Source organism: Streptomyces sp. NPDC085524, from assembly GCF_044541755.1.
Taxonomy (GTDB): domain Bacteria; phylum Actinomycetota; class Actinomycetes; order Streptomycetales; family Streptomycetaceae; genus Streptomyces.
In genome coordinates, this window is the sequence record NZ_JBITTH010000021.1 from 122,341 (window position 1) to 147,998 (window position 25,658).

25 protein-coding genes and 1 riboswitch are annotated in these 25,658 nt (G+C 70.7%); of the genes, 16 read left to right on the forward strand and 9 right to left on the reverse strand.

Translation table 11 applies throughout. From position 1 onward, the window contains the following. Nucleotides 1-33: 33 nt before the first annotated feature. The gene (gene bcp, locus ACIGFK_RS28905) at nt 34-501 is read right to left on the reverse strand and encodes a thioredoxin-dependent thiol peroxidase (RefSeq protein ID WP_376655614.1); all 468 of its coding nucleotides are present in this window, start codon (nt 499-501) and stop codon (nt 34-36) included. 82 nt (nt 502-583) lie between these two features. On the opposite strand from bcp, the gene ACIGFK_RS28910 reads away from it, so the two are divergent. From ACIGFK_RS28910 to ACIGFK_RS28920, 3 genes are all read left to right on the forward strand, one after another. Then, entirely contained in the window at nt 584-943 is a 360-nt protein-coding gene (locus ACIGFK_RS28910) for a DUF3618 domain-containing protein (RefSeq protein ID WP_376655615.1), read from the forward strand. 43 nt (nt 944-986) lie between these two features. Beyond that, nucleotides 987-1,328, forward strand: coding sequence for a GroES family chaperonin (locus ACIGFK_RS28915; RefSeq protein ID WP_376655616.1), 342 nt, complete (start codon nt 987-989; stop codon nt 1,326-1,328). A gap of 50 nt (nt 1,329-1,378) precedes the next feature. After that, nucleotides 1,379-1,451: riboswitch (guanidine-III (ykkC-III) riboswitch) on the forward strand. Nucleotides 1,452-1,491: 40 nt separating this feature from the next. Next, nucleotides 1,492-1,812, forward strand: coding sequence for a multidrug efflux SMR transporter (locus ACIGFK_RS28920; RefSeq protein ID WP_361137712.1), 321 nt, complete (start codon nt 1,492-1,494; stop codon nt 1,810-1,812). A 34-nt stretch (nt 1,813-1,846) separates the two neighbouring features. Here the strand turns inward: ACIGFK_RS28920 and ACIGFK_RS28925 are convergent, their stop codons facing one another. Further along, a complete protein-coding gene (locus ACIGFK_RS28925; protein ID WP_376655671.1) occupies nt 1,847-4,294 on the reverse strand; it encodes a transglycosylase domain-containing protein in 2,448 nt (815 codons plus the stop codon). A 187-nt stretch (nt 4,295-4,481) separates the two neighbouring features. On the opposite strand from ACIGFK_RS28925, the gene ACIGFK_RS28930 reads away from it, so the two are divergent. The 5 genes from ACIGFK_RS28930 (at nt 4,482) to ACIGFK_RS28950 (ending at nt 10,114) form a co-directional block, all read left to right on the forward strand. Continuing rightward, a complete protein-coding gene (locus ACIGFK_RS28930; RefSeq protein WP_386467860.1) occupies nt 4,482-5,285 on the forward strand; it encodes an ABC transporter permease in 804 nt (267 codons plus the stop codon). A 157-nt stretch (nt 5,286-5,442) separates the two neighbouring features. Further along, on the forward strand, nt 5,443-6,213 hold the full coding sequence (locus ACIGFK_RS28935) for an ABC transporter permease (RefSeq protein ID WP_376655673.1): 771 nt from the start codon (nt 5,443-5,445) through the stop codon (nt 6,211-6,213). Nucleotides 6,214-6,215: 2 nt separating this feature from the next. Continuing rightward, on the forward strand, nt 6,216-7,184 hold the full coding sequence (locus ACIGFK_RS28940) for an ATP-binding cassette domain-containing protein (protein WP_386467799.1): 969 nt from the start codon (nt 6,216-6,218) through the stop codon (nt 7,182-7,184). A 118-nt stretch (nt 7,185-7,302) separates the two neighbouring features. Beyond that, nucleotides 7,303-7,998, forward strand: coding sequence for a DUF1707 domain-containing protein (locus ACIGFK_RS28945; protein WP_400054160.1), 696 nt, complete (start codon nt 7,303-7,305; stop codon nt 7,996-7,998). Nucleotides 7,999-8,665: 667 nt separating this feature from the next. Further along, a complete protein-coding gene (locus tag ACIGFK_RS28950; RefSeq protein ID WP_400054162.1) occupies nt 8,666-10,114 on the forward strand; it encodes a DUF445 domain-containing protein in 1,449 nt (482 codons plus the stop codon). Here ACIGFK_RS28950 and ACIGFK_RS28955 read toward each other — a convergent pair. Both ACIGFK_RS28955 and ACIGFK_RS28960 read right to left on the reverse strand, forming a co-directional pair. Beyond that, nucleotides 10,084-11,094, reverse strand: a complete 1,011-nt coding sequence (locus ACIGFK_RS28955) for a hypothetical protein (protein ID WP_400054164.1) — start codon at nt 11,092-11,094, stop codon at nt 10,084-10,086. The genes ACIGFK_RS28950 and ACIGFK_RS28955 overlap by 31 nt on opposite strands. Nucleotides 11,095-11,128: 34 nt before the next feature. Beyond that, nucleotides 11,129-11,665, reverse strand: coding sequence for a GNAT family N-acetyltransferase (locus ACIGFK_RS28960; protein ID WP_386467805.1), 537 nt, complete (start codon nt 11,663-11,665; stop codon nt 11,129-11,131). 228 nt (nt 11,666-11,893) lie between these two features. On the opposite strand from ACIGFK_RS28960, the gene ACIGFK_RS28965 reads away from it, so the two are divergent. Beyond that, nucleotides 11,894-12,085: a hypothetical protein gene (locus tag ACIGFK_RS28965; protein WP_386467807.1), complete on the forward strand. Its 192-nt coding sequence runs from the start codon at nt 11,894-11,896 to the stop codon at nt 12,083-12,085. Here ACIGFK_RS28965 and ACIGFK_RS28970 read toward each other — a convergent pair. Together ACIGFK_RS28970 and ACIGFK_RS28975 are read right to left on the reverse strand one after the other, a co-directional pair. After that, a complete protein-coding gene (locus tag ACIGFK_RS28970; RefSeq protein ID WP_400054166.1) occupies nt 12,082-13,308 on the reverse strand; it encodes a zinc ribbon domain-containing protein in 1,227 nt (408 codons plus the stop codon). The two genes, ACIGFK_RS28965 and ACIGFK_RS28970, sit on opposite strands and share 4 nt — an antisense overlap. Before the next feature lie 63 nt (nt 13,309-13,371). Beyond that, nucleotides 13,372-14,007 carry a hypothetical protein gene (locus ACIGFK_RS28975; protein WP_400054168.1) on the reverse strand — a complete coding sequence of 212 codons (636 nt, stop codon included), beginning with the start codon at nt 14,005-14,007 and terminating at the stop codon, nt 13,372-13,374. 280 nt (nt 14,008-14,287) lie between these two features. Between ACIGFK_RS28975 and ACIGFK_RS28980 the strand changes: the two genes are divergently transcribed. Beyond that, nucleotides 14,288-14,584, forward strand: coding sequence for a hypothetical protein (locus ACIGFK_RS28980; protein WP_386467812.1), 297 nt, complete (start codon nt 14,288-14,290; stop codon nt 14,582-14,584). A 28-nt stretch (nt 14,585-14,612) separates the two neighbouring features. Here ACIGFK_RS28980 and ACIGFK_RS28985 read toward each other — a convergent pair whose 3' ends face one another. Continuing rightward, on the reverse strand, nt 14,613-17,753 hold the full coding sequence (locus ACIGFK_RS28985; RefSeq protein ID WP_400054169.1) for a DUF3427 domain-containing protein: 3,141 nt from the start codon (nt 17,751-17,753) through the stop codon (nt 14,613-14,615). Nucleotides 17,754-17,922: 169 nt separating this feature from the next. On the opposite strand from ACIGFK_RS28985, the gene ACIGFK_RS28990 reads away from it, so the two are divergent. Then, entirely contained in the window at nt 17,923-19,014 is a 1,092-nt protein-coding gene (locus ACIGFK_RS28990; RefSeq protein ID WP_400054199.1) for an MrcB family domain-containing protein, read from the forward strand. Between the two features lie 51 nt (nt 19,015-19,065). On the opposite strand, the gene ACIGFK_RS28995 is transcribed toward ACIGFK_RS28990, so the two are convergent. Continuing rightward, the gene (locus ACIGFK_RS28995) at nt 19,066-20,070 is read right to left on the reverse strand and encodes a tetratricopeptide repeat protein (RefSeq protein ID WP_400054171.1); all 1,005 of its coding nucleotides are present in this window, start codon (nt 20,068-20,070) and stop codon (nt 19,066-19,068) included. Nucleotides 20,071-20,153: 83 nt separating this feature from the next. Here ACIGFK_RS28995 and ACIGFK_RS29000 point away from each other — a divergent pair, with 83 nt between their 5' ends. The 4 genes from ACIGFK_RS29000 to ACIGFK_RS29015 all read left to right on the forward strand — a co-directional run bounded on the left by ACIGFK_RS29000 (nt 20,154) and on the right by ACIGFK_RS29015 (nt 23,198). Next, nucleotides 20,154-20,939 carry a class E sortase gene (locus ACIGFK_RS29000; protein WP_376655633.1) on the forward strand — a complete coding sequence of 262 codons (786 nt, stop codon included), beginning with the start codon at nt 20,154-20,156 and terminating at the stop codon, nt 20,937-20,939. Nucleotides 20,940-21,053: 114 nt separating this feature from the next. After that, a complete protein-coding gene (locus tag ACIGFK_RS29005) occupies nt 21,054-21,407 on the forward strand; it encodes a DUF6412 domain-containing protein (RefSeq protein ID WP_376655634.1) in 354 nt (117 codons plus the stop codon). 106 nt (nt 21,408-21,513) lie between these two features. Continuing rightward, nucleotides 21,514-22,218, forward strand: coding sequence for a YidC/Oxa1 family membrane protein insertase (locus ACIGFK_RS29010; protein ID WP_400054173.1), 705 nt, complete (start codon nt 21,514-21,516; stop codon nt 22,216-22,218). Between the two features lie 122 nt (nt 22,219-22,340). Continuing rightward, entirely contained in the window at nt 22,341-23,198 is an 858-nt protein-coding gene (locus ACIGFK_RS29015) for a fumarylacetoacetate hydrolase family protein (RefSeq protein ID WP_376655636.1), read from the forward strand. A gap of 68 nt (nt 23,199-23,266) precedes the next feature. Here the strand turns inward: ACIGFK_RS29015 and ACIGFK_RS29020 are convergent, their stop codons facing one another. Beyond that, nucleotides 23,267-24,346, reverse strand: a complete 1,080-nt coding sequence (locus tag ACIGFK_RS29020; protein WP_376655637.1) for a Gfo/Idh/MocA family oxidoreductase — start codon at nt 24,344-24,346, stop codon at nt 23,267-23,269. Nucleotides 24,347-24,402: 56 nt separating this feature from the next. Between ACIGFK_RS29020 and ACIGFK_RS29025 the strand changes: the two genes are divergently transcribed. Beyond that, entirely contained in the window at nt 24,403-25,509 is a 1,107-nt protein-coding gene (locus tag ACIGFK_RS29025; RefSeq protein ID WP_386467821.1) for an ROK family protein, read from the forward strand. Nucleotides 25,510-25,658 lie beyond the last annotated feature (149 nt).

The following is a 25,658-nucleotide window of genomic DNA, read 5'->3' on the forward strand; positions in this document are numbered from 1 at the left end:
AGTGGGTGCGGGCCGGCCCGGCAGGGGGTGGGGTCAGATGCCCAGGTCCTTGATGATCTTGGCTACGTGGCCCGTGGCCTTGACGTTGTAGAAGGCGTGTTCCACCTTGCCCTCCTCGTCCACGACCACCGTCGAGCGGATGACGCCCGTGACCGTCTTGCCGTACAGCTTCTTCTCGCCGAACGCACCGTAGGCCTCCAGCACGGCCTTCTCCGGGTCGCCGACCAGCGTGACCTTCAGGTGCTCCTGCTCCCGGAACTTCGCCAGCTTCTCCGGCTTGTCCGGGGACACGCCGATGACGTCGTAGCCGGCCGTGGCCAGCACGTCCAGGTTGTCCGTGAAGTCGCAGGCCTGCTTCGTGCAGCCCGGGGTCAGGGCCGCCGGGTAGAAGTACACGATGACCTTGCGGCCCTTGTGGTCGGCGAGCGAGACCTCGTTGCCGTCCGCGTCGGGCAGGGTGAAGGCGGGGGCGGTGTCGCCCGGCTGCAGTCGCTCGCTCATGTCAACAGTCTCCTCGGGAGGGCACCAGCATCGTTATGCAACGAGACTAAGCTGACGATGAGTCCACGGGGCACTACGCCCCATGCAGGACACGACGACAAACGACGACGGAGGCAGCGCGGTGCCGGAAGCCAGGACCCCCGCACAGATCGAGGCGGACATCGTCCGCCGCCGCGAGCAGCTCGCCGAGACGCTCGACGAGATCGGTGTGCGGATGCACCCGAGCACGATCATCGGGGACGCGAAGGCCAGGGTCGCCTCGACCGTCGACCACACGGCCGGGCGGGCCTTCGCCGCCGTGAACCGGTGCGTCAGCGACGTACAGGCCGGGCTGCGCGATGAGAACGGGGCTCCGCGCGTCGACCGGATCGTGCCCGTCGCGCTGGTCGCCGTGGGGATCGTGGGGCTGATCGTCGTGGCGGCGCGCCGCAAGCGGGGATGACCCTCCGGAGTACAGGGCGGGCGCGGGCAGGTAAGTTCGAGGCGTGAGCGAGAACACCACCCACGACAAGCTGCCCATCCGCATGCTCCACGACCGCGTGCTCGTGAAGTCCGACCTGCCGGAGGGCGAGCGCCGCTCGGGCGGCGGCATCCTGATTCCGGCGACGGCCGCGGTCGGCAAGCGGCTGGCCTGGGCCGAGGTGGTCGCGGTCGGGCAGAACGTACGGTCCGTGGAGCCGGGCGACCGGGTGCTGTACGACCCCGAGGACCGGGCCGAGGTGGAGGTGCGCGGGGCGACGTACGTGCTGATGCGCGAGCGGGACCTGCACGCGGTGGCCGCGGAGCGGCTGGAGGGGTCGACCGACTCCACCGGGTTGTACCTGTAGGCAGCCAAGCAGAGCGTAGGGGCCGGTGATCGAGATCACCGGCCCCTTTCGTGTCCCTTTGCTACGGTGGAGGAGAACCCCGACGAGACGCGCCGTACCGGGTCAAGGACAAGACGACGCACCCCCGTACCGCTCGATTTCTCGTCGTCCCGGAGGTGCCGTCATGGCATGGGTTCTTCTTCTCGTCGCAGGCCTGCTCGAGGTCGGCTGGTCGATCGGCATGAAGTTCACCGACGGTTTCACCCGGCTGTGGCCCAGTGTGTTCACGGGTGCCGGGATCGTCGCGAGCATGGTGCTGCTGTCGTACGCCGCGAAGACCCTGCCCATCGGTACCGCGTACGGGGTGTGGGTGGGCATCGGCGCCGCCGGTGCGGCCGTGCTCGGCATGGCGGTGCTGGGTGAGCCCGTCACCGCCGCCCGGATCTTCTTCATCAGCCTGCTGCTGGTGGCCGTGGTGGGGCTGAAGGCCACCTCGGGGCACTAGCCCGTCCGGTCCCGGCCCGACCGGACCCGGCCCCCTATTCGAGGAACGCGGACGGCGGCGGGCGGCGGCCCGCTGCGCCCGCCCCCGTGCCCGCGTCCGCGCCGGTGCCCGCGTCGGCGCCCTGGGTGCTGCCGGTGGTGGTGCCGCCCTGGTCGCCCGCGGTGGCGCCGCCGTTGTCCTGGCCCCCGTTGTTCTGACCTCCGTTGTTCTGGCCTCCCTGGTTCTGGCCCCCGTTGTTCTGGCCGCCCTGGTTCTGACCGCCGTTGTTCTGCCCGCCCTGGTTCTGGCCGTTCGTCCCGTTCGGGGGCGTGGGCCGGTTCGGGCGGCCGGGGCGGCTCGGGAAGGGCTCCTCCGGGGTCTCCTCCGGCGAGGTCGGCTCGAAGCTGGGCGAGGGCGGGGGCGGGACCGCGCCCGGCTGCAGTTCGAGGTCGAAGTCCTCGGGCTCGGTGCCCGCCAGGGCCGTCTTCGTATAGGCGGCCCAGATGCGGGCGGGGTAGCCGCCTCCGCCGATGCGCGCTTCGCCGAGGGCGCCGTAGAGGGATTCGAGGGTTCCGGTGTCGGGGTCCTGGCCCATGATCGAGACCACCGTGACCAGGTTCGGGGTGTAGGCGGCGAACCAGGCCGAGCGGTCCAGTTCGGCGGTGCCGGTCTTTCCGGCGGCCGGGTGGCCGGCGGCGAGCGCCGCGGTGCCGGTGCCGTTGTCGACGACGCTGACCAGCATGGACGTGGTGGTGTCGGCGGACTCGCGGCTGACGGCCTGGGCGGGGGTGCGCGCGGGCAGGCCGATGGTGTCGCCCTCCTTGGTGATCTTCTCCAGGAAGGTGTACGGGGTGCGGCGGCCGTGGTCGGCGAGGGTCGCGTACGCCTGGGTCATGTCGAGGACGCTGGCTTGGAGGGTGCCCAGGGCCATCGCCGGGCCGAGCACGAAGTTCGGGGTGTCCTCGGGGATGCCGAGGTCGACGGCGGTCTTCTTGACCTTCACGGTGCCGACGTCGACGACCATCTGGGCGAAGACGGCGTTGACGGAGAGGTCGGTGGCGGTGTTGACGGTGATGTTGCCGTAGGAGACCTGGCCCTCGTTCTCGGGGGCGTAGGGGATCCGGCTTCCGACGACGCGGCGCTTGTTGTCGCCGTTGTAGATCGTGTACGGCGTGATGCGGCGGCCGTCCTGGGTGCGGGAGTCGTTCTGGACGGCGGCCGCGAAGACGAACGGCTTGAAGGTGGAGGCGACCTGGTAGTCGTGCCGGGTGGCGTTGTTCACGTACTGCTTGGTGTAGTCGATGCCGCCGTACATGGCGACGACCTTGCCGGTGGCCGGGTCGATGGATACGCCTCCGGCGCGCACGTAGCGGTCGGCCTTGCGGGTCGCGGGTTCGAGCTTGCTGATGACCTCGGCGTTGACGGCGTCCACGAAGGCGTTCTGGCGGCGCTTGTCGATGGTGGTGGTGATCCGGTAGCCGCCCTCTGCGAGGGTCTTCTCGTCGAGGATCTTGTTGTCGGTGATGTAGTCCTTGATCGCCTCCACGAGGTAGCCGCGCTGCCCGGACAGCCCGGCGGCGGGGCGGACCTTGCCCGGTTCGGGGAACCGGGTGGCCGCCCGTTCGACGGCCGGCATCCAGCCCTTCTTGACCATGCCGTCGAGTACGTAGTTCCAGCGGGCGAGGGCGCGGTCGCGGCCCTGGGGGTGGGAGACGACGTCGAAGGCGCTGGGGGAGTTGAGGAGGGTGGCGAGGTAGGCGCCCTCGGCGGCGCTGAGTCTGCCGACGTCCTTGCCGTAGTAGGCCTGGGAGGCGGCCTGGATGCCGTAGGCGTTGCGGCCGAAGTAGCTGGTGTTGAGGTAGCCCTCGAGGATGTAGGCCTTCGACTTCTCGCGACCGAGTTTGATCGCGATGAAGAACTCCTTGACCTTGCGTTTGATGGTCTGTTCCTGACCCAGGTAGTAGTTCTTGACGTACTGCTGGGTGATGGTGGAGCCGGACTGGGTGCCCTTGCCGGTGGCCGTGTTCCAGGCGGCTCGGAGCATCGCCTTGGGGTCGACCGCGCGCTCGGAGTAGAAGTCCCGGTCCTCTGCGGCGAGTACGGCTTCCTGGACGGTCCGGGGGATCTGCGAGAGCGGGACGTTGACGCGGTTGACCTCGCCGTCGCGGGCGAGCTGGGAGCCGTCGGAGTAGAGGTAGACGTTGGACTGCGCGGTGGCGGCGGAGTTGGCCGGGGGGATGTCGACCAGCAGGTAGCCCGCGACGAGGGCGCCGCCGAGCAGCAGGGCGACGAGGAGCACGGTGCCCAGGACCATGCGCCAGGTGGGGACGAGCCGCCGCCAGCCGGTGCGTTGGCGGCGCGGCTTCCTTCCCGGCCTTCCGGGCCTGCCGGCCTCGGGCGGATTTCCGGGGGCGCCGGGCTGCTGTGCGCGCGGCTGCTGCTGTTCGTCGGGGGAGTCCGGGTCGCGAGGGGTCCAGCCCGGGGGTGGTGACTGGTCGCTCATCTCCAGGGACTCCTCGACGCCGTTCGAAATATCCACTTCTGTACCTCATTGTGTCTACCCGATGGCCGGTGATTCCGCTCCGGACGGGCGTAAATCGGTCGCGTGGATCGCCCCTCCGCACTAAGCTCGCGCGCTTTGGCCGACGTAGGAACGACCTGGAAAACGGAGGGATACGGTGCGTCAGCGAGTGGGCCTCTACCTGGCGGTGGCCGCCGGCGGGTTCCGGCGCTACGCCACGTACGGGACGGCGACGGCGGCCGGGGTGTTCACCAACACCGTGTTCGGTTTCATCGTCGCGTACACGTACATGGCGCTGTGGGACGAGCGCCCCGGGCTGGGCGGTTACGACCAGGCGGAGGCCCTGACCTTCGTCTGGGTGAGCCAGTCGCTGCTCGCCGCAGCGTCGTTGCTCGGCGGCGGCTTCCACGAGGAGATCCAGGAGCGCGTCCGTACGGGTGACATCGCGGTCGACCTGTACCGGCCGGCGGACCTTCAGATGTGGTGGCTGGCAGCGGACATGGGCCGGGCGGCCTTCCAGCTGCTGGGGCGCGGGGTGGCGCCGGTGCTGGCCGGTTCGCTGGTCTTCACGCTGGCGCTGCCGGCTGATCCGGTGCGCTGGGCGCTGTTCCTGGTGTCCGTCGCGCTCGGTCTGGTGGTGAGTTTCGCCGTGCGCTACCTGTTGGGCCTGATGGCGTTCTGGCTGATGGACGGATCGGGGATCAACCTGATGGCCACGGTCGTCTCGATCTTCTTCTCGGGGATGCTGCTGCCGCTGTCCGTCTTCCCGGGCGCTTTCGGGGAGTTCGTGCGGGCGCTGCCGTGGTCGGCGATCCTGCAGGTCCCGGTGGACGTGCTGATGGGCAAGCACGCGGGGGCCGGAGGCGTGGCGCAGGCGCTCGGTTTCCAGGCCGGGTGGGCGCTCGTACTGCTGGGCGTGGGGCGGCTGTTGCAGTCGGCGGCGACGCGCAAGGTGGTGGTGCAGGGTGGTTGAGACGACGCTGGTGGAGCGGGAGCCGGAGCCCGGGCGCGGTTCCGGCCCGGGGCGGGGTTCGGACCCGGGGCGGGGCGCGGCGGCTTCTGCGTCCGGGGAGCCGCGGCGGCGCAGCCGGGCGGTGGAGGGGGTGCGGGGCTACGGGCTGATCGTGGGGATGTGGATCCGGTCGACGATGACGTACCGGACGTCGTTCCTGCTGTCGGCCTTCGGGAACGCGGCGATCACCCTCCTGGACTTCGTCGCGATCTTCATCATGTTCTCGCACGTGGACGTGCTGGGCGGTTTCACGCTGCCCGAGATCGCCCTGCTGTACGGGACCGCCTCGGCCTCCCTGGGCCTGGCGGACCTGCTGCTCGGCAATACGGACCGGATCGGCGTCCGGATCCGCGACGGGTCGCTCGACACGATGCTGGTGCGTCCGGTTCCGGTGCTCGCGCAGGTGGCGGCGGACCGGTTCGCGCTGCGCAGGCTGGGGCGGGTGGTGCAGGGGCTGGGGGTGCTGGGCTGGGCGTTCTGGGAGCTGTCCGGGCAGCTCGACTGGACGCCGGGCAAGGTGCTGCTGGTGCCGGTGATGATCGTGTCGGGGGCGGGGATCTTCGGTGCGGTGATGGTGGCGGGGGCGGCGTTCCAGTTCGTGGCGGGGGATGCGGCGGAGGTGCAGAACTCCTTCACGTACGGCGGGAACACGATGCTGCAGTACCCCCCGACGGTGTTCGCGAAGGACCTGGTGCGCGCGGTGACCTTCATCGTGCCGCTGTCCTTCGTCAACTGGCTGCCGGCGCTGTACCTGCTGGGGCGGCCCGATCCGCTGGGGCTGCCGGGGTGGGTCGCGTACCTGAGCCCGCTGGTGGCCTTCGTGGTGTTCCTGCCCGCGTCGCTGGCGTGGCGTGCGGGTGTCCGTTCGTACCGGAGTACGGGGAGCTAGCTGTGCCGGATGTGCTGATCTCGTTGGACGGGGTCGAGAAGGTCTTCGACGTGAGGCGTCGGGTGGGCCCGCTGAGGCGGGAGAAACGCCAGGTCAGAGCGGTGGACGGGATCAGTTTCGAGGTGGCCCGCGGTGAGGTGGTCGGCTACATCGGGCCGAACGGCGCCGGGAAGTCGACGACGATCAAGATGCTGACCGGGATCCTGACCCCCAGCGGCGGCCGGCTGCGCGTCGCGGGCATCGATCCGGCGCGCGAGCGGATGCGGCTGGCGCACCGGATCGGGGTGGTGTTCGGGCAGCGGACCACGCTGTGGTGGGACCTGCCGCTGAAGGACTCGTACGGGCTGATGCGGCGCATGTACCGGATCCCGGAGGCGCGGTTCCGGACCAACCTGGAGCGCTGCGTGGAGCGGCTGGACCTGGCGGAGCTGCTGGACGTACCGGTGCGGCAGCTGTCGCTGGGGCAGCGGATGCGGGGGGACATCGCGGCGGCGCTGCTGCACGATCCGGACGTGCTGTACCTGGACGAGCCGACGATCGGCCTGGACGTGGTGAGCAAGGCGAAGGTGCGGGGCTTCCTGAGGCAGTTGAACGAGGAGCTCGGCACGACGGTGCTGCTGACCACGCACGACCTCCAGGACATCGAGCAGCTGTGCGAGCGGGTGATGGTGATCGACCACGGGCGCCTGATGTACGACGGCCCGCTGGGCGGGCTGCACGCGGCGGGTTCGGTGGGGGAGGCCGAGCGGACCCTGGTGGTCGACCTGGACCGGGAGTTCGCGCCGATCGAGGTGCCGGGCGCGCGGGTGGTGAAGGTGGAGGGCCCGCGGCAGTGGCTGGCGTTCCCGGCGGGGGAGTCGGCGGCGCCGCTGGTGGCGGCGGTGGCGGCGGAGTACCCGCTGGTGGACCTGTCGGTGCGGGAGCCGGACATCGAGGACGTGATCGCGCGGATGTACGCGGGGCGGGGGTGAGGGGCGGGGCCCCGGAGCTCCGGCCACAGCACTAGGGGGAAATCAGGGGTCGGTCTCGGGGTGCAACTCCGGGTCCGCCCCATACAACTGGCGCCGATCCGTGCATAGTCTGGTCCGCATGAGTGACGACGAGCGGCCGGAGAAGCCGTTGCCGGAGCTGAGGGCGTCCGATGCCGACCGCGAGCGGGTGGTGGAGCGCCTGCGCGACGGCCTTGCCGAGGGCCGCCTCGACATGGAGGAGTTCGAGGAGCGGCTGGAGGCGGCGTACAAGTCGCGTACGTACGCGGAACTGGAGCCCCTGACGCGGGACTTGCCGGCGGTGGGGGCTGCGGCGGGGCCGGCGGCGCCCGCTCCGTACGCCGCACCGGGGTCCGGGGGCTCGGCGTGGTCGGCCCGCATCGGAGGTACGGGCACGTCCACGACCGCCGTGGCGATCATGTCGGGGTTCCAGCGCAAGGGCCGGTGGACGGTCCCGGCCCGCTTCGACGCGGTGGCCTTCTGGGGCGGCGGGGAGCTGGACCTGCGCGAGGCGGACTTCGCGCAGCGCGAGGTCGTGATCAACTGCATCGCCGTCATGGGCGGCATCCAGGTCATCGTGCCGCCGGGCGTGGCCGTGGACCTGCGGGGCATCGGCATCATGGGCGGCTTCGACCAGCGCCTCGGCGCGGACCCGGTGGACCCGGACGCCCCGCGGGTGATCGTGACGGGCTTCGCCTTCTGGGGCGGGGTGGACGTGCGGGTCAAGCCACCGAAGACGCCGAAGGCGCAGAAGCGGCTGAAGGGCGAGGGCCCGTCACTCCGCAAGGAGCTGTAGCGGGGCCTGGCTGTCGGCCGCGGCGCCGTTGCCCGGGCGCTGCCCGCGCCTCATGCCGGCGGGGCCGGAGTTGGTTCACGCCGCCGTCTGCCGGGCGCGGAGCCGTTGCCGGGACGCTGCCCCGGACCCCGCGCCTCAATCGCCGGCGGGGCTGGGTTTCGGCTCGGCGGGGCCGGTTGGTTGGGGCAGTGCCCCGGCGGAGTGTCTCCTCGTCCTCGCGCCTGCGGGCAGTGCTGCGTGGAGTGAGCGGTGGTTGCGCGCTCGTCCTGCGGGGACACTCCGCCGTGTCCCCACCCCAGCGGCACACCCCCGGCCCACGCGGGGGCGGCTCGGCCTGCGCGGGGGGAGCGGGGGCACTGCGGGGCGTCCCCGCAGGACGAGCGCGCAACCGCCCTTCACGTAGCGCAGCTGCGGCTGCAGGCGCGAGGACGAGGAGACGCCCCGGAGGGACACCGCGGACCGACCCGAGGTGTCAAAGCCCCGCCCCGGAAAACCCAGCCCCTCCGGCGCTTGAGGAGCGGGGTCCGGGGCAGCGCCCCGGCAACGGCGCCGCACCAGACCCGGCCCCCTCGCGGGAGCGAAACCGCGTGGCGGGAACTCCTCCGGCCTCCCAGGAGTCGGATGCTATGCAGACAAATCCGGCGCCCCCGGGGGAAGGCAGGAGCACGTGACGAACCGCACCACAGCCGGAGGCGACGGCACCGGCCCCGGAAACGGCACCGGCCCCGGAAACGGCACCGGCCCCGGAAACGGCACCGGCCCCGGGAACGGCCGCGACCCGCGGAACGGCACCGGCACCGGCCGTGACACCCTCACCCCGCCCGGACCGGCGGAGCCGACCGCCCCGGCCGGGTTCGTCTTCTCCGCCGCCGACGAGGAGCGCCGCCGCGGGGTCCGCCGGATGAAGGCCACCGCGACCGGCCTCCTGATGCTGGTCGCGCTGGTCTACGTACTGGCCAAGGTCGCCCAGCACGCGTGGGGCGCCGGCGCCTGGGCCGGCTACGTCGCGGCCGCCGCCGAGGCCGGCATGGTCGGCGCGCTCGCGGACTGGTTCGCCGTCACCGCGCTCTTCCGGCACCCGCTCGGCCTGCCCATCCCGCACACCGCGATCATCCCGACCAAGAAGGACCAGCTGGGCGTCTCCCTCGGGGAGTTCGTCGGCGAGAACTTCCTCTCCGCCGACGTGGTCAGGGCCCGCCTGCACGCCCTCGGCATCGGCGGCCGCCTCGGCGCCTGGCTGGCCGAGCCCGCGCACGCGGACCGCGTCACGGCGGAGCTCGCCACCGCCCTGCGCGGTGCGCTGACCGTACTGCGCGACTCCGACGTCCAGGCCATCGTCGGCGAGGCCGTCACCCGCCGCGCCGAGACCGCCGAGATCGCCCCGGGCATCGGCAAGACCCTCGAGAAGGTCGTCGCGGAGGGCGGCCACCGCCGTGCCGTCGACCTGATCTGCGCCAAGGCCCACGACTGGCTCGTCACGCACGAGGGCTCGATCACGGACGCCGTCCAGGGCGGGGCCCCCGGCTGGACCCCGCGCTTCGTGGACCGCAAGGTGGGCGAGCGCGTGTACAAGGAGCTGCTCCGCTTCGTCACGGAGATGCGTGACATGCCGGAGCATCCGGCGCGTGGGGCGGTGGACCGCTTCCTGACGGACTTCGCGGCCGATCTCCAGTCGGACACGGAGACCCGCGCCCGCGTCGAGCGCCTGAAGTCCGAGCTGCTCGCCCGCGACGAGATCCAGGACGTGATCACCTCCGCCTGGACGGCCATCCGTACGATGATCATCTCGGCGGCGGAGGACGAGCGCAGCGAACTCCGCCTGCGCGTCCGCTCCTCGCTGATCTCCCTCGGCGCCCGCCTGGCCACCGACGGCCGCCTCCAGTCGAAGGTGGAGGGCTGGATCGAGGGCGCGGTCGTCTACGTGGTCACCACCTACCGCACCGAGATCACCTCGCTGATCACGGACACGGTCGCGGCCTGGGACGCCGAGCACACCTCCCGCAAGATCGAGGCCCACATCGGCCGCGACCTGCAGTTCATCCGCATCAACGGCACGGTGGTCGGCGCCCTGGCGGGCCTCCTGATCTATACGCTGTCCCGCGCCCTGGGGGCGTAACGGGGGAGCGGCAGCTCCAGCTGGGCGTGCCCGCGGGCCGAGACGGGCGCCGGCTCCGAGCGGTCCGCTCCCAGCAGGAGGAGTGCGCGCAGCGCGGCGATCACGTCCTGGGGGGTGTCCCGGAAGATGGCCGGAGTGGTGCTGGCGACCAGTACGCCGTGCGCCTCGAGCCGCAAGCGCCGCTGCAGGGTCGCCTGCCAGGCGTCGCGCGTGTAGTGGTACTCGGCGGAGTCGATCTCCAGCGCCACGCCCTCCTCCGGCCAGTACGCGTCCGGGCTGGCGAGGAAGGAGCCGTCCGCTCCGTAGAGGCGTGGGTTCCAGAGCGGGGCGGGCAGATCCGTCGCCGCCAGGGTGTCGCGTGCCTGGCCCTCGGCGATGGAGCGCACTCCGGCGACGAGCTCGGAGGCGGCGGCCAGGACGGCGGGGCGGTGCTGGAGGCGGCCGGCGCGGAGTTCGGCGTGCAGATCGTGCGGGTGGCACCAGCCGCCCTGGACGACGTTGGCCAGTACGGAGCGCACCAGGGCGGGGTCGTCCGCGCGGGCCGCGAAGTCCGCCGCGGCCCGGATGGGGCGGGTGCAGGGGACGCCGGAGACGGAGATGGTCGCCGGCCAGCGGGCGGTGGAGCCGGTACGGACCCGGCCGGCGGCGGCCACCGTACGCGGGGCGCGGACGACGACGTCCAGCGGATCGGGCGGGGCGTCGCGGATCCCCAGGAGCGCGAGCGCCGCCCCGCCGGTAAGCGCGGCGGTGCCGCCGGAGAGGGGGTCGGCCGGGGGCCGGGCGGCGTACAGGACGGCGGCCAGCGCGTGCTGCCTGCTGTCCGGCGGGCCGGTCTGGAGCAGGTACACCCGCGGCAGGAGCCGCTGCCAGGGCCCTCCGGGGCGGCTGCGCCCGGCGATCGTCCCGGACGGGATGCCGGCCTGCTTGAGCTGCTGGTACGTGGCCATGTTCAGCTGACGCTGCGCGATGCGAGTGATCATGGGCCGGGTATGCCCGGACGGGGACGCGCGACACTCAGGCCGAGGGGTGGTCCGGGGCGAGGAAGACGACGACGGCGTTCTGCGTGCCGGGCAGCGGGGTGACCTCGTGCCAGCCGAGGCGGCGGTAGGTGGCCACGGTGTCCGTGGCCACGCGGGCGGTGAGCAGCCAGGCGCGGGAATCCGGGGCGTCGGCGGTGATCTCGGCGAGCAGGGCCCGCCCGGTGCCGTTGCCGCGGGCGTAGGGCCGTACGGCGAGCTCGTCGATCTCCAGGGCCCCGACCAGGAGCTCCTGCACGCGCTGGCGGCCGAGCTGTGCGGCCACCTGGCCGTATCCACGGTCCGAGGGGAAGGTCCTGGGCGTCAGCCAGGCGGTGGCGAATCCGTCGATGCCGGCTGCGGACTGCGCGAAGGCGGCCCGGAAGCCGGCGCGGCGGCTGTCGGCCTGGAGTCGCGTCGAAAACTGGCGAATGGTTTCTTCGTCCTCGTTCCAAGGCGGAGCGGAGAAGACCTCGCCGTAGGCGTCGGCCAGTTCGTCGGTGATGTCGAGGACGGCCGATCCGTAACAGATCACGTTTGCAGCTCCTTGGGCCGGCTTGGGCAGCTTCGGTCGTATCGCCCGTCTCCAAGAGCGAATGTACGCCGGGGAGGTTCCGGAAAGGCCGGGTCCACAGATCCGGAGGGTGTGCGACAAATCCGACTTCTGCGCCTCCTTGCGGCCCACCCGCATCGCCGCACCGGGCGGAGCAGTTGAACGGTCATCACGCACCCCGACCGATGAGCACGAACCGGAGCCGGCGCCATGCCCAACACCCTCTTGAACAAAGCGCTGATCTGGCTGGCGGGCTGCGCGGTGTCCTTCTTCATCATCCTGGGAGTCCTGGCCGCGCTCCCCTCCTCGGTGCGCCACGCCCTCCCGAACGGCGTCCTCGGCGGCGCCGTCATCACCCTGGGCCTGGCGGGCGCCCACCGCCTCACCCGCCGCTCGCGTTAGCGTCTCTGATCAGCCGAATGATCCGGTGTCGGACGTGGATCCGGGACCGTTTCCCATTGTGGCGGGGTGGCGTGGGCGTGGAGGTGGAATCCCGCGCCCAGTTCGGCCCCTCGTGGCCGGTGTCGGCCGGTGGTGGGTGTGCTGATCGTCGTTACGCCCTGGTTCCGGTGGGCTGCGCGGGGCAGCCGGGTCCGGTCCGTGTGAGCGCGTCCCTCCGGACGCTTGCCCGCCGGGCCTTGCGGTCCGGTGGGGGAGGGTGTCCGGCGTCGCCTGGGCGTCGGACGTGTTGACTTGTGCCGGGTGGGTCCGGTCTTGGACCGGTCCCGGCTGGCCATGGGCAAAGTCGGCGTGATGACCGCGCGGGCTTCCAGAGGGTCAACGGTCGCGCGGATGACCATGGTGGGGGTGCTGCGCTCCGCCACCGTCTTGGCTTGGTGAGTCAGTCCACGTGCAGCGATACGCCGCCATGCCCCCTGGTCGCGGTCACCCTGCCAGCCGCAGCCTGGACACAGGGCCCATTTCCAACCCGAGGTGGTGGGCCGGTCGGGGGCCTTGCGGTGCCGCAGCGGGCTGAGGCAGTTCGGGCAGTGCTTCGAGGTGCCCCGAGCCGGGACGCTCACCACCGTGATACCGGTCTCGGCTGCGAGGTGCCGCATGTGCTCGGCGATCTGGCCGCGCACAGTTTGGGAGAGACGGGTGTTCATGGTGCGGCCCATGCCGCGAGCTTCCATGGATCGCAAGTCTTCGAGGTAGATCACCGTGGCACTGATGGCGATGGCCTGGTCGACGGCCCAGCGTGCGGCGGACCATGCAAGGGCGTCGCCCAGGTTTGCGCGGCGGGCGTTCACGCGGTGGATCTCGTCCTGGACGAGTGCCTGCCTGTGCTCCAGTGGGTGGTTCGGTGTGAGGTCTCGCTGTGCGCGGCCGCCGGTGAGGCGCTGATGCCGGGCGTTCTTGGCGTGCAGCTTCTCGGACTGGCGGCGCAGGCGGTGCTGCTTGGCGAGGACGCCTGCAGCCCGGAACTGGCCACCCGAGCCCAGGGCTGTAATCCGCCCGTCATCATGAAGTCGGACAGCTCCGGCGGACAGGAGCGTGTTCAGGCCCCAGTCCACGCCGAGCGCGACCCTGTGGCCGACACACCGGGCCATGGGTACGGCATGACTGTAGGCGAGGTCGGCACGTACCTGGCCCTGATGAAGACGCAGAGTGGGCAGGTGCACCACCGCCCCGGCGGGAACCGTCGGGGGCAGGCTGATGGGGCAGGCCACCCAGGTCCAGTCTTGGTATCACCGAGGGTCGGGGCGAACAGGCAGTTGCAGTCGCAGCACTACCCGGCTCGGGTCGTCCTCGCGGCACTCGATAGTGGCCTGCTGCCCGTCGCATGCGGACAGCAGCAGCATTCGCGCCACACCCGGCGCGCCCTCCAACTCGAAGGGATCAGCGGGCACGCGTCCGTTGGCTCTGGCGAATGAGGCAATCTGCTGGGTACGGCTCTTGATGACGCTGGAGGGAAGGTGCTGCCCGCCAGGTACGGCAGCGCGCACGTTCACCCACTCATCCGCTGTGCGCTTGGCGGGGTCGGCGGGCCACGACGTGAGAACACCAGTGGTGAGTTCGGCCCGCCACTGCGCGGATCGCAGGGTGCGCCCGGCCTGCTCCTGTGCCATCCGCACGATGCGGTCGTTGACCTTGACGCCCTCAGGAGCGGAGGCGCCCCACCCCAGACGCCGCAGCGCCATCCACGCGTTCGACGGTAACGCGCGGCCTTCGGCATCCTCCCCAGAGGCAAGCATGCCCACATCGGATGTGTTCCAGTGCTCGCTGATCAGCGATCGGGCCATGGTGGACACCAGATCGGCGCACCAGCCGACCCGCTGAGTCACCACAACCCGGCCCAGTACTTCGCCGGTCTTCTCATCCACTCCGGATCGCAGCACACCACGGGCGCAAGCGGTCCGGGAGACCTCGCCCTCTGCGAGCGGCATCTTTCGCTTCACCACTCACCCCCTATGGCGGCCGATGCTGTCATCCGATCAACGAGAGCCCACGTGAAAGGTCACTCATTCGATCCACGAACCCACGTCCACCATCCCGCACCAGCTCAGGAGAACACCATGACCCGAACACACGCGGCTGGCGCCGATACTTAAGAAGCTGCGCAAGCCTCGACCCATCGAAGCCCGATCGACCGGAGGTACGAACATGGCCCGCATCCCCACGTCTGCCCTCGCCGCAGGCGGCCTTCTCGGCGGCTACGCCACCGCCCGCTGGACCGGCAAGCGCCCCCTGGGCGGCGTGGTCCTCGCCGCCGCCGGCACCCTCGCGGCCCGCGAGTGGCACCGCCGCACCTCCCCGACCACGACGGCCCTGCTGGGCACGGCCTACGTGGCCGCCTTCGCGGGATCGCACCCCCTGGCGAAGAAGATCGGCGCTTGGCCGGCGGTCTTCACGGTGGCGGGGGCGATGGCGGCCGCGACGTACGCCGCGGCCGACCGGTGAAACGCGGGAGCAGAACCGGGCAGGACGGTTAGCCCGCGGCGATGGCCGAGTACGTCCAGACGTCCGCAGGGATCTCATGGTGGAGTTTCCAGACGATCCCCATGGGGTTGCTGCCCCTGTGTTCGACGTACTCGGCGGGGCCGAGGAGCATCCAGGGCTGGGGCCCCGCGATGTCCGTCCTCTTGTAGCGGCGGACGAACAGCAGGACGTGCGAGCCCTGCTCCACGTGGGTCTGGTACCGGACTCCCGTGGGCGAGGTCTCGGACGTCTGGTTTTGGGACTCCCAGTGGAACTGGTACTCACTCATGGCGTAGTCCTTGTAGCGGGTCAGCGGTGAGAAGTCCTTCTCGTCCTTCTCCAGCGTGATCAACAAGGCGTCCGTCTGGATGTTTTCGCACCACTTCACTCCCTCGCGGAAGTGGCCCGGCATGAAGCCGCCGACGGACGATTGACCCAGGGCCGGGAGGATTTCCTCACGGCTGTACGAGGCGTGGATCGTGAGCGGGAGGCCGGCATGGTCCCCGAGCATGGGCACGGGGACGTGATCCACGTCCTCGAGTACGTGGGCAAGGACCTGGCGGAGCTCTTCCCTGAAGGCTCGCTGCGGTCGGAGCGTGTCGAAGCCCTCCTGGTAGCTGCTGAAGCCGCCCAGCGGCCACAGGGAGAAATAGAGCATCCGGGCGTAGGCCTGATGCTGCTCATCGATCTCGTCGTACGCCGGGGCGTCGTCTTCGAGGAGAGCCGTGTACGCGGCTGCGCGGATGGGGTCGTCGACGTGCAGGAAGGCGGACACCCGCTTCAGGAGGGCCTCCTCACCCTCGGGGGCAGGTGAGTCGAGCAGCTTGGCGCGGCGGAGCAGGCCCGTCCACGAATTGCCGTTGCCGCGGTAGATCTCCTTGATCTCACGTCCGCTCTCGGTGAGGTATTCCGAGAGGAGCGGCTGTGCGTACGAGGCAACCTCTCGGGCCAGTTGCGCAACATTGACACCGATTTGAGTGCGAATGTTATCGATGATGAACTCTTTGGCCTTGGGTTCAAGAATGATCTCACACCCGGACGGCAGTCGAGGAAAGTCCTGCTCGATATTGGTGAGCAGTCGGTTGCGCGTCAGGTTGGTCAATGCGCGGAACGGCACCTCGAATCGGAACTCCTTGCGGTGCTGTCCGATGAAGTCCAGGACGGTCAGTACGGCTTTGCCCTCGGTGCGCCGCAGTCCGCGACCCAGTTGCTGCAGAAAGACGGTCGCGCTTGACGTGGGTCGCAGGAGAAGGAGGGTGTCGACGTCGGGGATGTCCAATCCCTCGTTGAACAAATCGACGGAGAAGATCACTTGGAGCTCACCCCGTCGTAGCCGATCAAGAGCAGACTTACGCTCATCTTGGCGCGAATCGCCAGACAGCCACGTTGCGTTGAGGCCGGCGCGCTGGAAGAAGTGGGCCATGAATTGTGCATGCGCGACCGTGACGCAGAACCCGAGCGCACGCATGCTCCCGGGGTCCGTCACCTTGTCGCGGACCGCCTTGACGACCAGTCGTGCCCGAGCGTCGTTCCCGGTGAACAGGGAGCCCAGCGCGTCTTTGTCGTAGGCTCCGCGCTTCCATGCGACAGCGGTCAAATCTGTGTTGTCGGTGATGCCGAAGTAGTGGAACGGGCTCAGCAGGTCATTTTCGAGGGCCTCCCAGAGTCGCATCTCCGCAGCGATACGGCCGTCGAAGAACTCGTCTTGGATCTTAAATCCGTCCATGCGCTCCGGCGTGGCCGTGAGGGCCAGGAGTTCCATGGGATTGAAGTGATTGACGAGTCTGCGGTAGGTGTCAGAAGTTCCATGATGGAACTCATCGATGACTATCACGTCGAAGTGGTCCGGGGGGAACTGATCCAGCCCGCGGGAGCTGAGCGACTGAACGCTCGCAAACACGTGGTCCCATTCGCGAGGGATGATTCCACTGTGGAATTCCTGGCCAAAATTCGCGTCAACCAGCACGTCCTGATAGGTGCGGAGGGACTGGCGCAGGATTTCCTGACGGTGGGCGACGAAGAGGAGGCGCAGGCCCCTTCCATGCTTCTGCAGCAGATGTTTGTAATCGAGGGCAGCCATGACCGTCTTGCCCGTTCCCGTCGCTGCCACCAGCAGGTTTCGGTGACGGTCGTGTACCTCGCGCTCGACTTCGAGCCGTTCGAGCATGTCCCGCTGGTGCGGGTAGGGACGTACGTCCAACCCGGAGAGGGTGATCCTTCGGTCGGTGGGAGTGCTCGTGCCACGGCTGGCCTGGCTGAGCGCGTCATCGAGGCGCTCGCCATCCCTGTCCGGGTCGTAGCTCTCGAAGGCGGCCTCGTTCCAGTACGAGTCGAAGGTGGCCTCGAACTTGTCGAGGATCGCAGGGGTGGCGGTGGACGACAGGCGGACGTTCCACTCGAGACCGTCGACGAGCGCGGCCTTCGACAGGTTGGAACTTCCCACGTATGCGGTGTCGTAGCCGCTGTTCCGGCGGAACAGCCAGGCCTTCGCATGGAGCCGTGTCGAGCGCAGCTCGTAGTTGACCTTCACCTCGGCATTGAAATCGCGCACCAGGCGGTCGAGAGCCCGACGCTCAGTGGCCCCGATGTACGTCGTCGTAATGACGCGCATCCGTACGCCTCGATCGTGCGCGGCCTTCAGCGCCTTCTCGAGCACCCGCAGGCCGTGCCATTTCACGAAGGCGCAGAGCAGATCGACACGGTCCGCAGTGGCGAGCTCCGCGCGGAGCTCGGACCCGAGGCTCGGGTCCTCCGGTGAGTTGGTTATCAGCGAGGTCTCGGTCAGCGGGGTCGACGGGCGGACACTGTAGACGTCCGGCGTCTCTTCGTCTGCAATGGCGAGGAGCTCACGCGGCCCAGCGGCGATGAGGTCGACCGCCTGGGTCGCACCTTCGATCGTGGTCAGCGAGGACAAGATGTGGTTGGCGGCGATGAGCTGTTCTGCGGGAGTGAGGTCCTGAAGGACGCGGCGGACCGTTCGTGCGATGTGGCGCGTCAGGACGTGCGGGGTGGATCCGTCTCGTACCACTCCCTCGGTGGAGCGCCACCCGGCGTCGCGGAGCTCTTCGAGGCGCTGCTCCAGGCGGCTGGTGATCAGGGTCTCGTACAAGCCGGCAACTGGTGTCGCTTGTCGGGTCAGTTCTTCGGACACCGGCGGGCTCCTCTGCTCCTTGATCGTTGCTGCGGTAGTTGTATCAAGGGGGTCCGACTGAGGCGTTTGGGGTCAGAGGGGTGATCGTTCATTTCTGGCCAAGTCTGGTCTGATTTTGATTGATCTCTGGGTGTATGCGTTCACGTCTGCCTAGCTTCCCGATGTGACCATGCGGGAATTGCTCATAGAAGTGGCGGAGAAGTACGACCGGGAAGCCGGGTGCGGCCGAGGCGTGCCTGGCCAGGACCTGCTCCGGAGCGTTGCCGCCCGTGAGGGCTTGTCGCTGCCGGAAGGGTGCGTGGTGGGCGGCTACGGGGGTGTCGGTGGGGCTGCAAGTGCTCCATGGATCGGGATCTTCGATCCCGAAATCAACCTCAAGCCGCAGCGTGGCCTCTACCTTGCCTACATCTTCAGCACGGACCTCACCTCCGTGACCCTCACGCTTCAGCAGGGCGTGAGTGACCTGGAGAAAGCGATCAAGGAGAGGAAACCTTTCCTCACTCATTTGGAACGGCAGGCGGCGAGGTTGCACTCGGCGTTGCCGCCTCGGATCGCGGCTGACTGGGACCACCGTCCGTCCCTCGGCGGTAGACGAGGTTCACGTCCCGAGTCGTACGAAGTGGCCAGCGTGGTGGCAAGGCGCTACGAGATCAGTGAGATGCCGCCGGAAGAAGTGCTGACGCGCGACCTGCATGTCGCGGCGAGCCTGCTCCAGCGAGCTGCCGCGGCTCGGCAGTCCCTCCGCTCGGCAACCGATGAAGAGATGAGGGGTGGAGATCCTTCGCTGATCGATCCTCTTGCCGGTTTCAAGCCGAGGAGCAGCCGCGGGTACGTCGCGAACATTGCCGCCAATCAGCAACGGAAGAACCAGCACCATGAGGCCCTCATAGAGGCCTTCGGTTCCTACATTCAGACGCGCGGCTACAGGCCGACCAACCTGGGCGTTCACCCCAAGGACCTGCTGCTGCACCAGCAAGAGACCGATGGGGAAGGAGGCCCCGAATTGTTGGTGGAGGTCAAGGTGGTTGACCACGGGAACCCCACGGCAGCCGTGCGTGGAGCCGTGGGACAGCTGCTCGAATACAGCTACTTCTGGTACCGAGAGCTACAGCTACCAGCCCCTCACCTCCTGGCGCTGTTCACCGAAGACATCCTGGCTTACGCCCCTTACCTGGAGGACCAAGGCATCGCGTCCATCTGGCGCGCCGGCGACGGATGGGCCGGGTCGCCCACTGCCGTTGCTTGGGGAATGGTCGACTGAGGGCGAGGCGACCGAGTGCCCCTCGCCCTCCTGTTCCCGGCCTCTGAGCCTTCAGTCCAATTCGCCTGCGTGGCACTCCGCGTACGGCTTGCCCGAGGTGCACCAGCACGGGGCGTTCGGGGAAGGGGGCCAGGGGGTGGCCTTGCCTCGGGCTGCCAGGGTGGTGGCGTATTCGGGGAGGAGGGACGGGGAGGCCGGGGAGGTTTTCTCCGAGGCTGCGAAGGCTTCGTACGAGGGGACGCTCGCCGTCACGATGCCGAGGTTCGTGGTGCCCGAGGCGGCCAGGGCGCGGAGGGAGGATTCGATCTCCCGGAGGTGGGCCTCGTGGGAGGTGTACTCCGTCGCCAGCGTGGGGTACGAGGTGAGGAGTTCCGCCAGTTCACGGGCCGGCCAGTGCAGGATCGCCACCGGGAAGGGGCGGGAGAGGGCGGCGCGGCGGTCGCCCAGTTCGGCCCGGAGGCGGGCGATCTCGGCGCGGAGTTCGGCCGGGTCGTCGGAGCCCAGGGCCCAGATGCGCTTCGGGTCGTGGAGTTCGTCGAGCGGGATCGGGCCGATGTGGCGGGTGTCGGCGACCATGTCCCAGTCGTCGTGGGAGAGTCCGAGGAGGCGGCGGACCCGGTGGCGGCCCGTCAGGAGGGCCGTCGTGGCGGGGGTGAGGGGCTCGTCCTCGGTGATGAGGAGGGCCGCCGCCTCGGTGAAGCAGTCGTGCGAGGCCTGCAGCTCGTCGTGGGCTTCCAGGGACTCGGCGATGACCTCCCAGGGGGCCGGGTCCTTGGGGGCGGATGCGCGGATGCCGGAGATGAGGGCGCGGGCCTCCGGCTCGTGGCCGTACTCCCAGAGGTTCGCGGCCTGCAGGGCCTTGATCAGGTGGGGGTTGGCGGGCGAGCCGGCCAGGAGTTGGTCGTACAGCGCGCTGGCGCGGTCCCGGGCGTCGCCCAGTTCGAGGTGGGCCGCGGCCTGGAGGAGCAAGGGCTCCTGGTCCTCGGGGTAGCGGGTCGCCGTGCGGATGAGGCGCTCGGCTTCGGCGATGTGCTCGGCAGGCGTGTCAGGGCGCATGGTTGACACCGTACTGCTGCTGGTCAGTTGGCGGGGGAAGACTTAAGGTGCCGCCCGTGCGAGATCGTGCGGATCGTGTGCCCGTGGTGGTGCAGGGGGGCGGCCGGCGGGTCCGGGCCGGGCTCGCGCGGCTGTTGTGGGTGGGTGCCGAGGCGATCACCACGGTGGGCGTGGTCGTGGCGTTGCTGGTGGTGCACCAGGTGTGGTGGACGAATCGGCAGGCCGTGGCCGCCGCGCAGGAGCAGGTCCAGGCGCTGGAGGGGGAGTGGGGGGATTCCCCGACCGTGCCCGAGCCCGCGCCCGTGGCCGAGCCCGCGCCCGTGCCCTCCGGTCCGGGTGATGGCGATGATTCCCCTTCAGGTGAGGGGGTGGCGGGCGGTGCGCGGGCGTCGTCCGGGCCGGCCCCTGCCGTCCGGCCGTCGCCCGCCCAGGACCGGGCGTACGCCGTCCTGCGCATTCCGCGGCTCGGGCTCTCCGTGCCCGTCGCGCAGGGGGTCGACAGGCGGGCCGTGCTCGACAAGGGGTACGTCGGGCAGTACTCCGGGAGCGCGCAGCCCGGGGCGCAGGGGAACTTCGCGCTGGCCGGGCACCGCAACACGCACGGGGAGCCCTTCCGCCACATCAACCGGCTGAAGGCGGGCGACGAGCTGATCGTCGATGTGCGGGGCCGGCGGTACACGTACGTGGTGGGGCAGGTGCTGGGGGAGACGACCGAGCGGGACACCGGGGTGATCGCGCCGGTTCCGCGGAGCATCGTGAAGCCGGGGTACGGGTACAGCGAGCCCGGCGCGTACATCACGCTCACCACGTGCACGCCGGAGTACACCTCCAAGTACCGGCTCGTGGTGTGGGGGAAGCTGAAGGGGTGAGCGGGTGAGCGGGTGAGTGGGCCGGGCCGATTGTCGGCGGGGGCCGTTAGTATCGATCACGAGTACCCGGCCTCGTAAGGGAGTTCGGGCGCGGAGCGGGAGGGGGCGGTTCGGATGGCTCGGCAACGGCGCGATGGTGCGCGCTCGCTCTCCTTCCTCCTGTTCTCCCGGACTTCGAGGGTGCTCGCCCTGCTGCTGCCGCTGGCGCTGCTCGGGGGAGTGCTCGGGCTCTTCGCCGGGGAGAGCGGGCTCGCGGGTGTGGTGGTCGCCCTTGCGGCGACGCTCGCCGTGGGCGCGCAGGCGCTGGCTGCCGCCGGACGCCTCGTGCGGCCCGTGGCGCCGCACCGAATACGGACGAAGATCCGCGACCGTGAGCAGCGCACGGCGTTCCTGCCGCAGCGCGATCCGGATGCGTCGGGCCGGTCGCGGCCCAGGGCACCCGGCCGTCTCGTCCTGACGGCCGCGTAGGGGCGCCATCCTCTTCTGCTGACTGAGTTCTGTTGTCGCCCCTCGTGGGTCGTCACGCCGGAATGCATTGCTTTCGACGTTCGACGAGACCCCTCGGAGGGCCCACGTGTCCGTTTTCGTCCATGTTGTTGCCGCGCTGGGCCGGCTGCTCGAGCCGGTGCTGGCCGAGTCCGCGACCGCTGCCGCGATCGTGCTGTTCACCGTGCTCGTGCGGCTCGCCCTGCACCCGCTGAGCCGGGCCGCCTTCCGGGGTGCGACCCCGGCGGCGGGGTGCCTGCCGATGCTGCTGCAGCTGCCGGTGTTCTTCCTGATGTACCAGGCCTTCTCCTCGGGTGACGAGCTGCTGCGGGAGCGGTTGATCGGTGTGCCGCTCGGCGCCCGGTGGGGCGATGCGCTGGGGGAGGGCGGGCTCCTGGGGGCACAGGGGCTGGTGTTCCTCGGGCTGTTCGCCGCCATCGGCGTGGTGGCGGCCTGGAGTGCGGTGCGGGGGCGGCGGGCCGCTGCCGCTGCGCCCGCGCCCGTCCTGCCCGCATCAGGGAAGGGTGCCGGGGAGGGGCCCGCGCTCAGTGCCGAGCAGCAGGCGGCGATGCGCAAGCTGGGCGGCGTACTGCCCCTGCTGTCGTTCGGGACGCTGATCACCGCTGCCGTGGTGCCGCTGGCCGCCGGGCTCTACCTGCTGACCACCACGGCCTGGTCGGTGGCGGAGCGGGCCTGGCTGCAGTCGCGCGCGGGAGCGCCCGGGGCGGCGGCCGCAGGGGAGGCCGGAGGGGCGCCCGGAGGGGCGCCCGGAGGGGCGCGTTCCAGTCTGTGAACAGGGTCTTGCGGATTGGGTGGGTTTCTTGGAGGATCGACCAATCCTCCGATGGCCGCAACCCATCGGCCGGCCCGTGGCATGCCCATGGGCCGACCACCCACGACCACGGGAGAATGCCCATGAAGCTGCTGCGTGTCGGACCCGTCGGGTCGGAGCGCCCCGCGCTGCTCGACCAGGACGGGACCCTGCGTGACCTGTCCGGCCTGATCACGGATGTGGACGGCGCCGTGCTCGCCGACGACGCCGTGCTGTCCCGCGTGCGGGACGCGGCGGCGTCCGGAGAGCTTCCGGTGCTGGACGCCGAGGGCCTGCGCACCGGTGCCGCCGTCGGGCGCATCGGCAAGGTCGTGGGCATCGGGCTGAACTACTTCGGGCACGCGGCGGAGATCGGCGCCGAGCCGCCGGCGGAGCCGATCCTGTTCCTGAAGGCCGCGGACACCGTCGTCGGCCCCGACGACACCGTGCTCATCCCGCGCGGCAGCGTGAAGACCGACTGGGAAGCCGAGCTGGGCGTCGTCATCGGCGGCACCGCCCGCTACCTGTCCTCCGCCGAGGAGGGCCTCGCGCACGTCGGCGGCTACGTGCTGGTCAACGACGTCTCGGAGCGCGAGTTCCAGATCGAGCGCGGCGGCACCTGGGACAAGGGCAAGAACTGCGAGACCTTCACCCCGCTCGGCCCGTGGCTGGTCACGGCCGACGAGATCCCGGACCCGCAGGTGCTCGGCGTCAAACTGTGGGTCAACGGCGAGCTCAAGCAGGACGGGAACACCTCGGACCAGATCTTCCCGGTCGGCGAGGTAGTCCGGTACCTGAGCCAGTTCATGACGCTGTACCCGGGCGACGTCATCGTCACCGGTACGCCGGGCGGCGTGGCCATGGGCCAGCCGGAGCCGAAGCCGTACCTGCGGGCCGGTGACGTGGTGGAGCTGGAGATCGAGGGCCTCGGCCGTCAGCGCCAGGAGTTCAAGGGCGCTTAGTGCACAGCGCGGTGAGGGGCGGGCTGCCGGTGGCGGCCCGCCCCTTCGCGCACCCCCGACGGGAGGGGTTAGAGCTCGACGGTCACGCCCTCGCGGGAGGACCTGCGGGCCGCCTCCAGGACGTCGAGGCAGTGCGCGGCCTCGTACGCCGTGACCGGTGCGGGGCCGCCCTCGCGCAGTGCGGCGGCCACGGCCGCGTAGTACGCCGGGTAGTCGCCCGGCGCCGTACGGACCGGGATGCCGCCGCCGGTCAGCGGGGATTCGCCGGAGCCCACGAGGCCCCAGAGGTGCTCGGGCTCCTCGCCCCACGGGGTGCCGGGCGTCGGGCGCAGGCCCTCGCGCAGGGCGCCCTCCTGGGGGTCGAGGCCGTACTTGACCCAGCCGGCCCGCGAACCGAGGACGCGGAAGCGGGGTCCCAGCTGGGCGGTGGTCGCGCTGACGTAGAGGTGGGAGCGGATGCCGTTCGCGTGGGTGAGGGCGATGAAGGTGTCGTCGTCGGCCTCGGCGCCCGGGCGGCGCACGTCGGTCTCCGCGTAGACCCGTACGGCCGGGCCGAAGAGCACCAGGGCCTGGTCGACGACGTGGCTGCCGAGGTCGTAAAGCAGGCCGCCGATCTCCTCCGGGGCGCCGGACTCGCGCCAGCCGCCCTTGAGCTGCGGGCGCCAGCGCTCGAAACGGGACTCGAAACGCTGGATCTCGCCGAGCTCGCCGGAGGCGAGGAGGCGGCGCAGGGTGAGGAAGTCGTTGTCCCAGCGGCGGTTCTGGAAGACGGAGAGGAAGGTGCCGCTGCGCTCGGCGAGGGCGGCGAGTTCGCGGGCCTCGGCGGCGGTGGCGGCGAGCGGCTTGTCCACCACGACGGGGATGCCGGCCTTGAGGGCGGTGGTGGCGAGCGGGACGTGGGTCTTGTTGGGGGAGGCGATCACGACGAGGTCGGGGGCGTCCGTGTCCCCGCCGCCGAACAGGGCCTCGGCGGAGGTGGCGATGCGGACGTCGGGGAACTCGGCGCGGGCCTGGGCCTGCCGGGCCGGGTCGGAGGTGACGACCGTGTCGAGGACGAGCCCGTCGGTGGCGGCCACGAGGGGGGCGTGGAAGACGGAACCGGCGAGTCCGTAGCCGATGACGCCGACGCGGAGGGGTGCGGTACTCATGGCCATTACTTTGGCAACAGTGTTGCCAAAGTGCAAGGAGGGTGGAGAATGGCCGGGTGAACAGGGGTAGTGGAGACGGGAGCGGTGGGCGTGGCGGGGTGAACCTGCCGGGGTTGCGCGGGCACAACGAGGCCGTGCTGCTGGATCTGCTGCGCGGCGCCGGCCCGGAAGGGCTGGACCGCGCCGCGCTCGCCGCCCGTACGGGGCTCACCCCGCAGGCCGTCAGCAAGATCACGGCGCGGCTGGCGGCGGAGGGCCTGGTCGCGGAGGCCGGCCGCGCGGCGTCCACCGGCGGCAAGCCGCGGACCCTGCTCCGGCTGGTGCGGGAGGCGCGGTGCGCGGTCGGGGTGCAGATCGACCGCGACGAGCTGCGGGCCGTACGGGTCGACCTCGCGGGCGGGGTCCTCGCCGAGAGCCGGGGCCCGCTGGACTTCGGAGCCGGGCCGGACGCCGTGGCGGAGGAAGTCGTACGGGCCTGCGCGCGGGTGCGGGGGCCGGCGGGGCCGGCACTGCTCGGGGTGGGGGTGGCCGCGCCGGGGCCGCTGGATTCCGTGAGCGGGGTGATGGGCCGGGTGACGGGGTTCCCCGAATGGGAGGGGTACCCGTTGCGGGAGGTGCTGGAGGGGCGGCTGCCGGCGCCGGTCCCGGTGCGGGTGGACAAGGACACCAATGCGGGGGCCGCGGGGGCGGCGCTGTCCGGGGCCGGTCCGGGGACCGGTACGGCCGCGTACCTGCACGTCGGGAGCGGGCTCGGCGCCGGACTGTGGCTGGGCGGCGGGGTCCATCGCGGCGGCCGGTCGGCGGCGGGGGAGTTCGGGCACCAGGTGCTCCTGCTGGACGGCCCGCCGTGCCGGTGCGGGGGGCGCGGGTGCGCGGAGGTGCTGTGCCTGGACGCGGTGGCCCGCGGGGACCTGGCGGAGGCGGCGCGGATCCTGGGGGAGGGCGCGGCGAACCTGGTCGCGCTGCTGGACGTGGACCGGGTGCTGCTGGGCGGGCGGGTGGTCGAGGCGGCCCCGGAGGTGTTCGTGACCGGGGTTCGAGGCGTGCTCGTGGCGCGGGGGCTGAGCCGCCAGGCTCCGCCGGTGGTGCAGGTCGCGCGGGTGGGGGTGGCGGAGGGGGCGGCGGAGTTGGCGCTCGCGCCGTTCTTCGGGCGGGCGGGGTGAGGGTGGCTCGCGGCTCCGCCCCGGGCCCCGCACCTGAAGAAACGCCGACGAGGCTGGAATGGCCGGCCGGCCGCGCAGGAAGGCCGGGGGCTCTGCCCGGGCCCGGGCGTCGGCTATCCGGGCGTAAACCGGGGGCGGGTAGGCGTGGT

Bases quoted from the DNA above. Each gene is read 5' to 3' on its own strand.
- ACIGFK_RS28995 (WP_400054171.1), bottom strand. From the start codon at position 20,070: ATGCGCCCTGACACGCCTGCCGAGCACATCGCCGAAGCCGAGCGCCTC.
- ACIGFK_RS28910 (WP_376655615.1), top strand. From the start codon at position 584: ATGCAGGACACGACGACAAACGACGACGGAGGCAGCGCGGTGCCGGAA.
- ACIGFK_RS28980 (WP_386467812.1), top strand. From the start codon at position 14,288: ATGGCCCGCATCCCCACGTCTGCCCTCGCCGCAGGCGGCCTTCTCGGC.
- ACIGFK_RS28990 (WP_400054199.1), top strand. From the start codon at position 17,923: ATGCGGGAATTGCTCATAGAAGTGGCGGAGAAGTACGACCGGGAAGCC.
- ACIGFK_RS28935 (WP_376655673.1), top strand. From the start codon at position 5,443: ATGTGGATCCGGTCGACGATGACGTACCGGACGTCGTTCCTGCTGTCG.
- bcp (WP_376655614.1), bottom strand. From the start codon at position 501: ATGAGCGAGCGACTGCAGCCGGGCGACACCGCCCCCGCCTTCACCCTG.
- ACIGFK_RS29020 (WP_376655637.1), bottom strand. From the start codon at position 24,346: ATGAGTACCGCACCCCTCCGCGTCGGCGTCATCGGCTACGGACTCGCC.
- ACIGFK_RS29015 (WP_376655636.1), top strand. From the start codon at position 22,341: ATGAAGCTGCTGCGTGTCGGACCCGTCGGGTCGGAGCGCCCCGCGCTG.
- ACIGFK_RS29005 (WP_376655634.1), top strand. From the start codon at position 21,054: ATGGCTCGGCAACGGCGCGATGGTGCGCGCTCGCTCTCCTTCCTCCTG.
- ACIGFK_RS28925 (WP_376655671.1), bottom strand. From the start codon at position 4,294: ATGAGCGACCAGTCACCACCCCCGGGCTGGACCCCTCGCGACCCGGAC.
- ACIGFK_RS28955 (WP_400054164.1), bottom strand. From the start codon at position 11,094: ATGATCACTCGCATCGCGCAGCGTCAGCTGAACATGGCCACGTACCAG.
- ACIGFK_RS28945 (WP_400054160.1), top strand. From the start codon at position 7,303: ATGAGTGACGACGAGCGGCCGGAGAAGCCGTTGCCGGAGCTGAGGGCG.
- ACIGFK_RS28920 (WP_361137712.1), top strand. From the start codon at position 1,492: ATGGCATGGGTTCTTCTTCTCGTCGCAGGCCTGCTCGAGGTCGGCTGG.
- ACIGFK_RS28965 (WP_386467807.1), top strand. From the start codon at position 11,894: ATGCCCAACACCCTCTTGAACAAAGCGCTGATCTGGCTGGCGGGCTGC.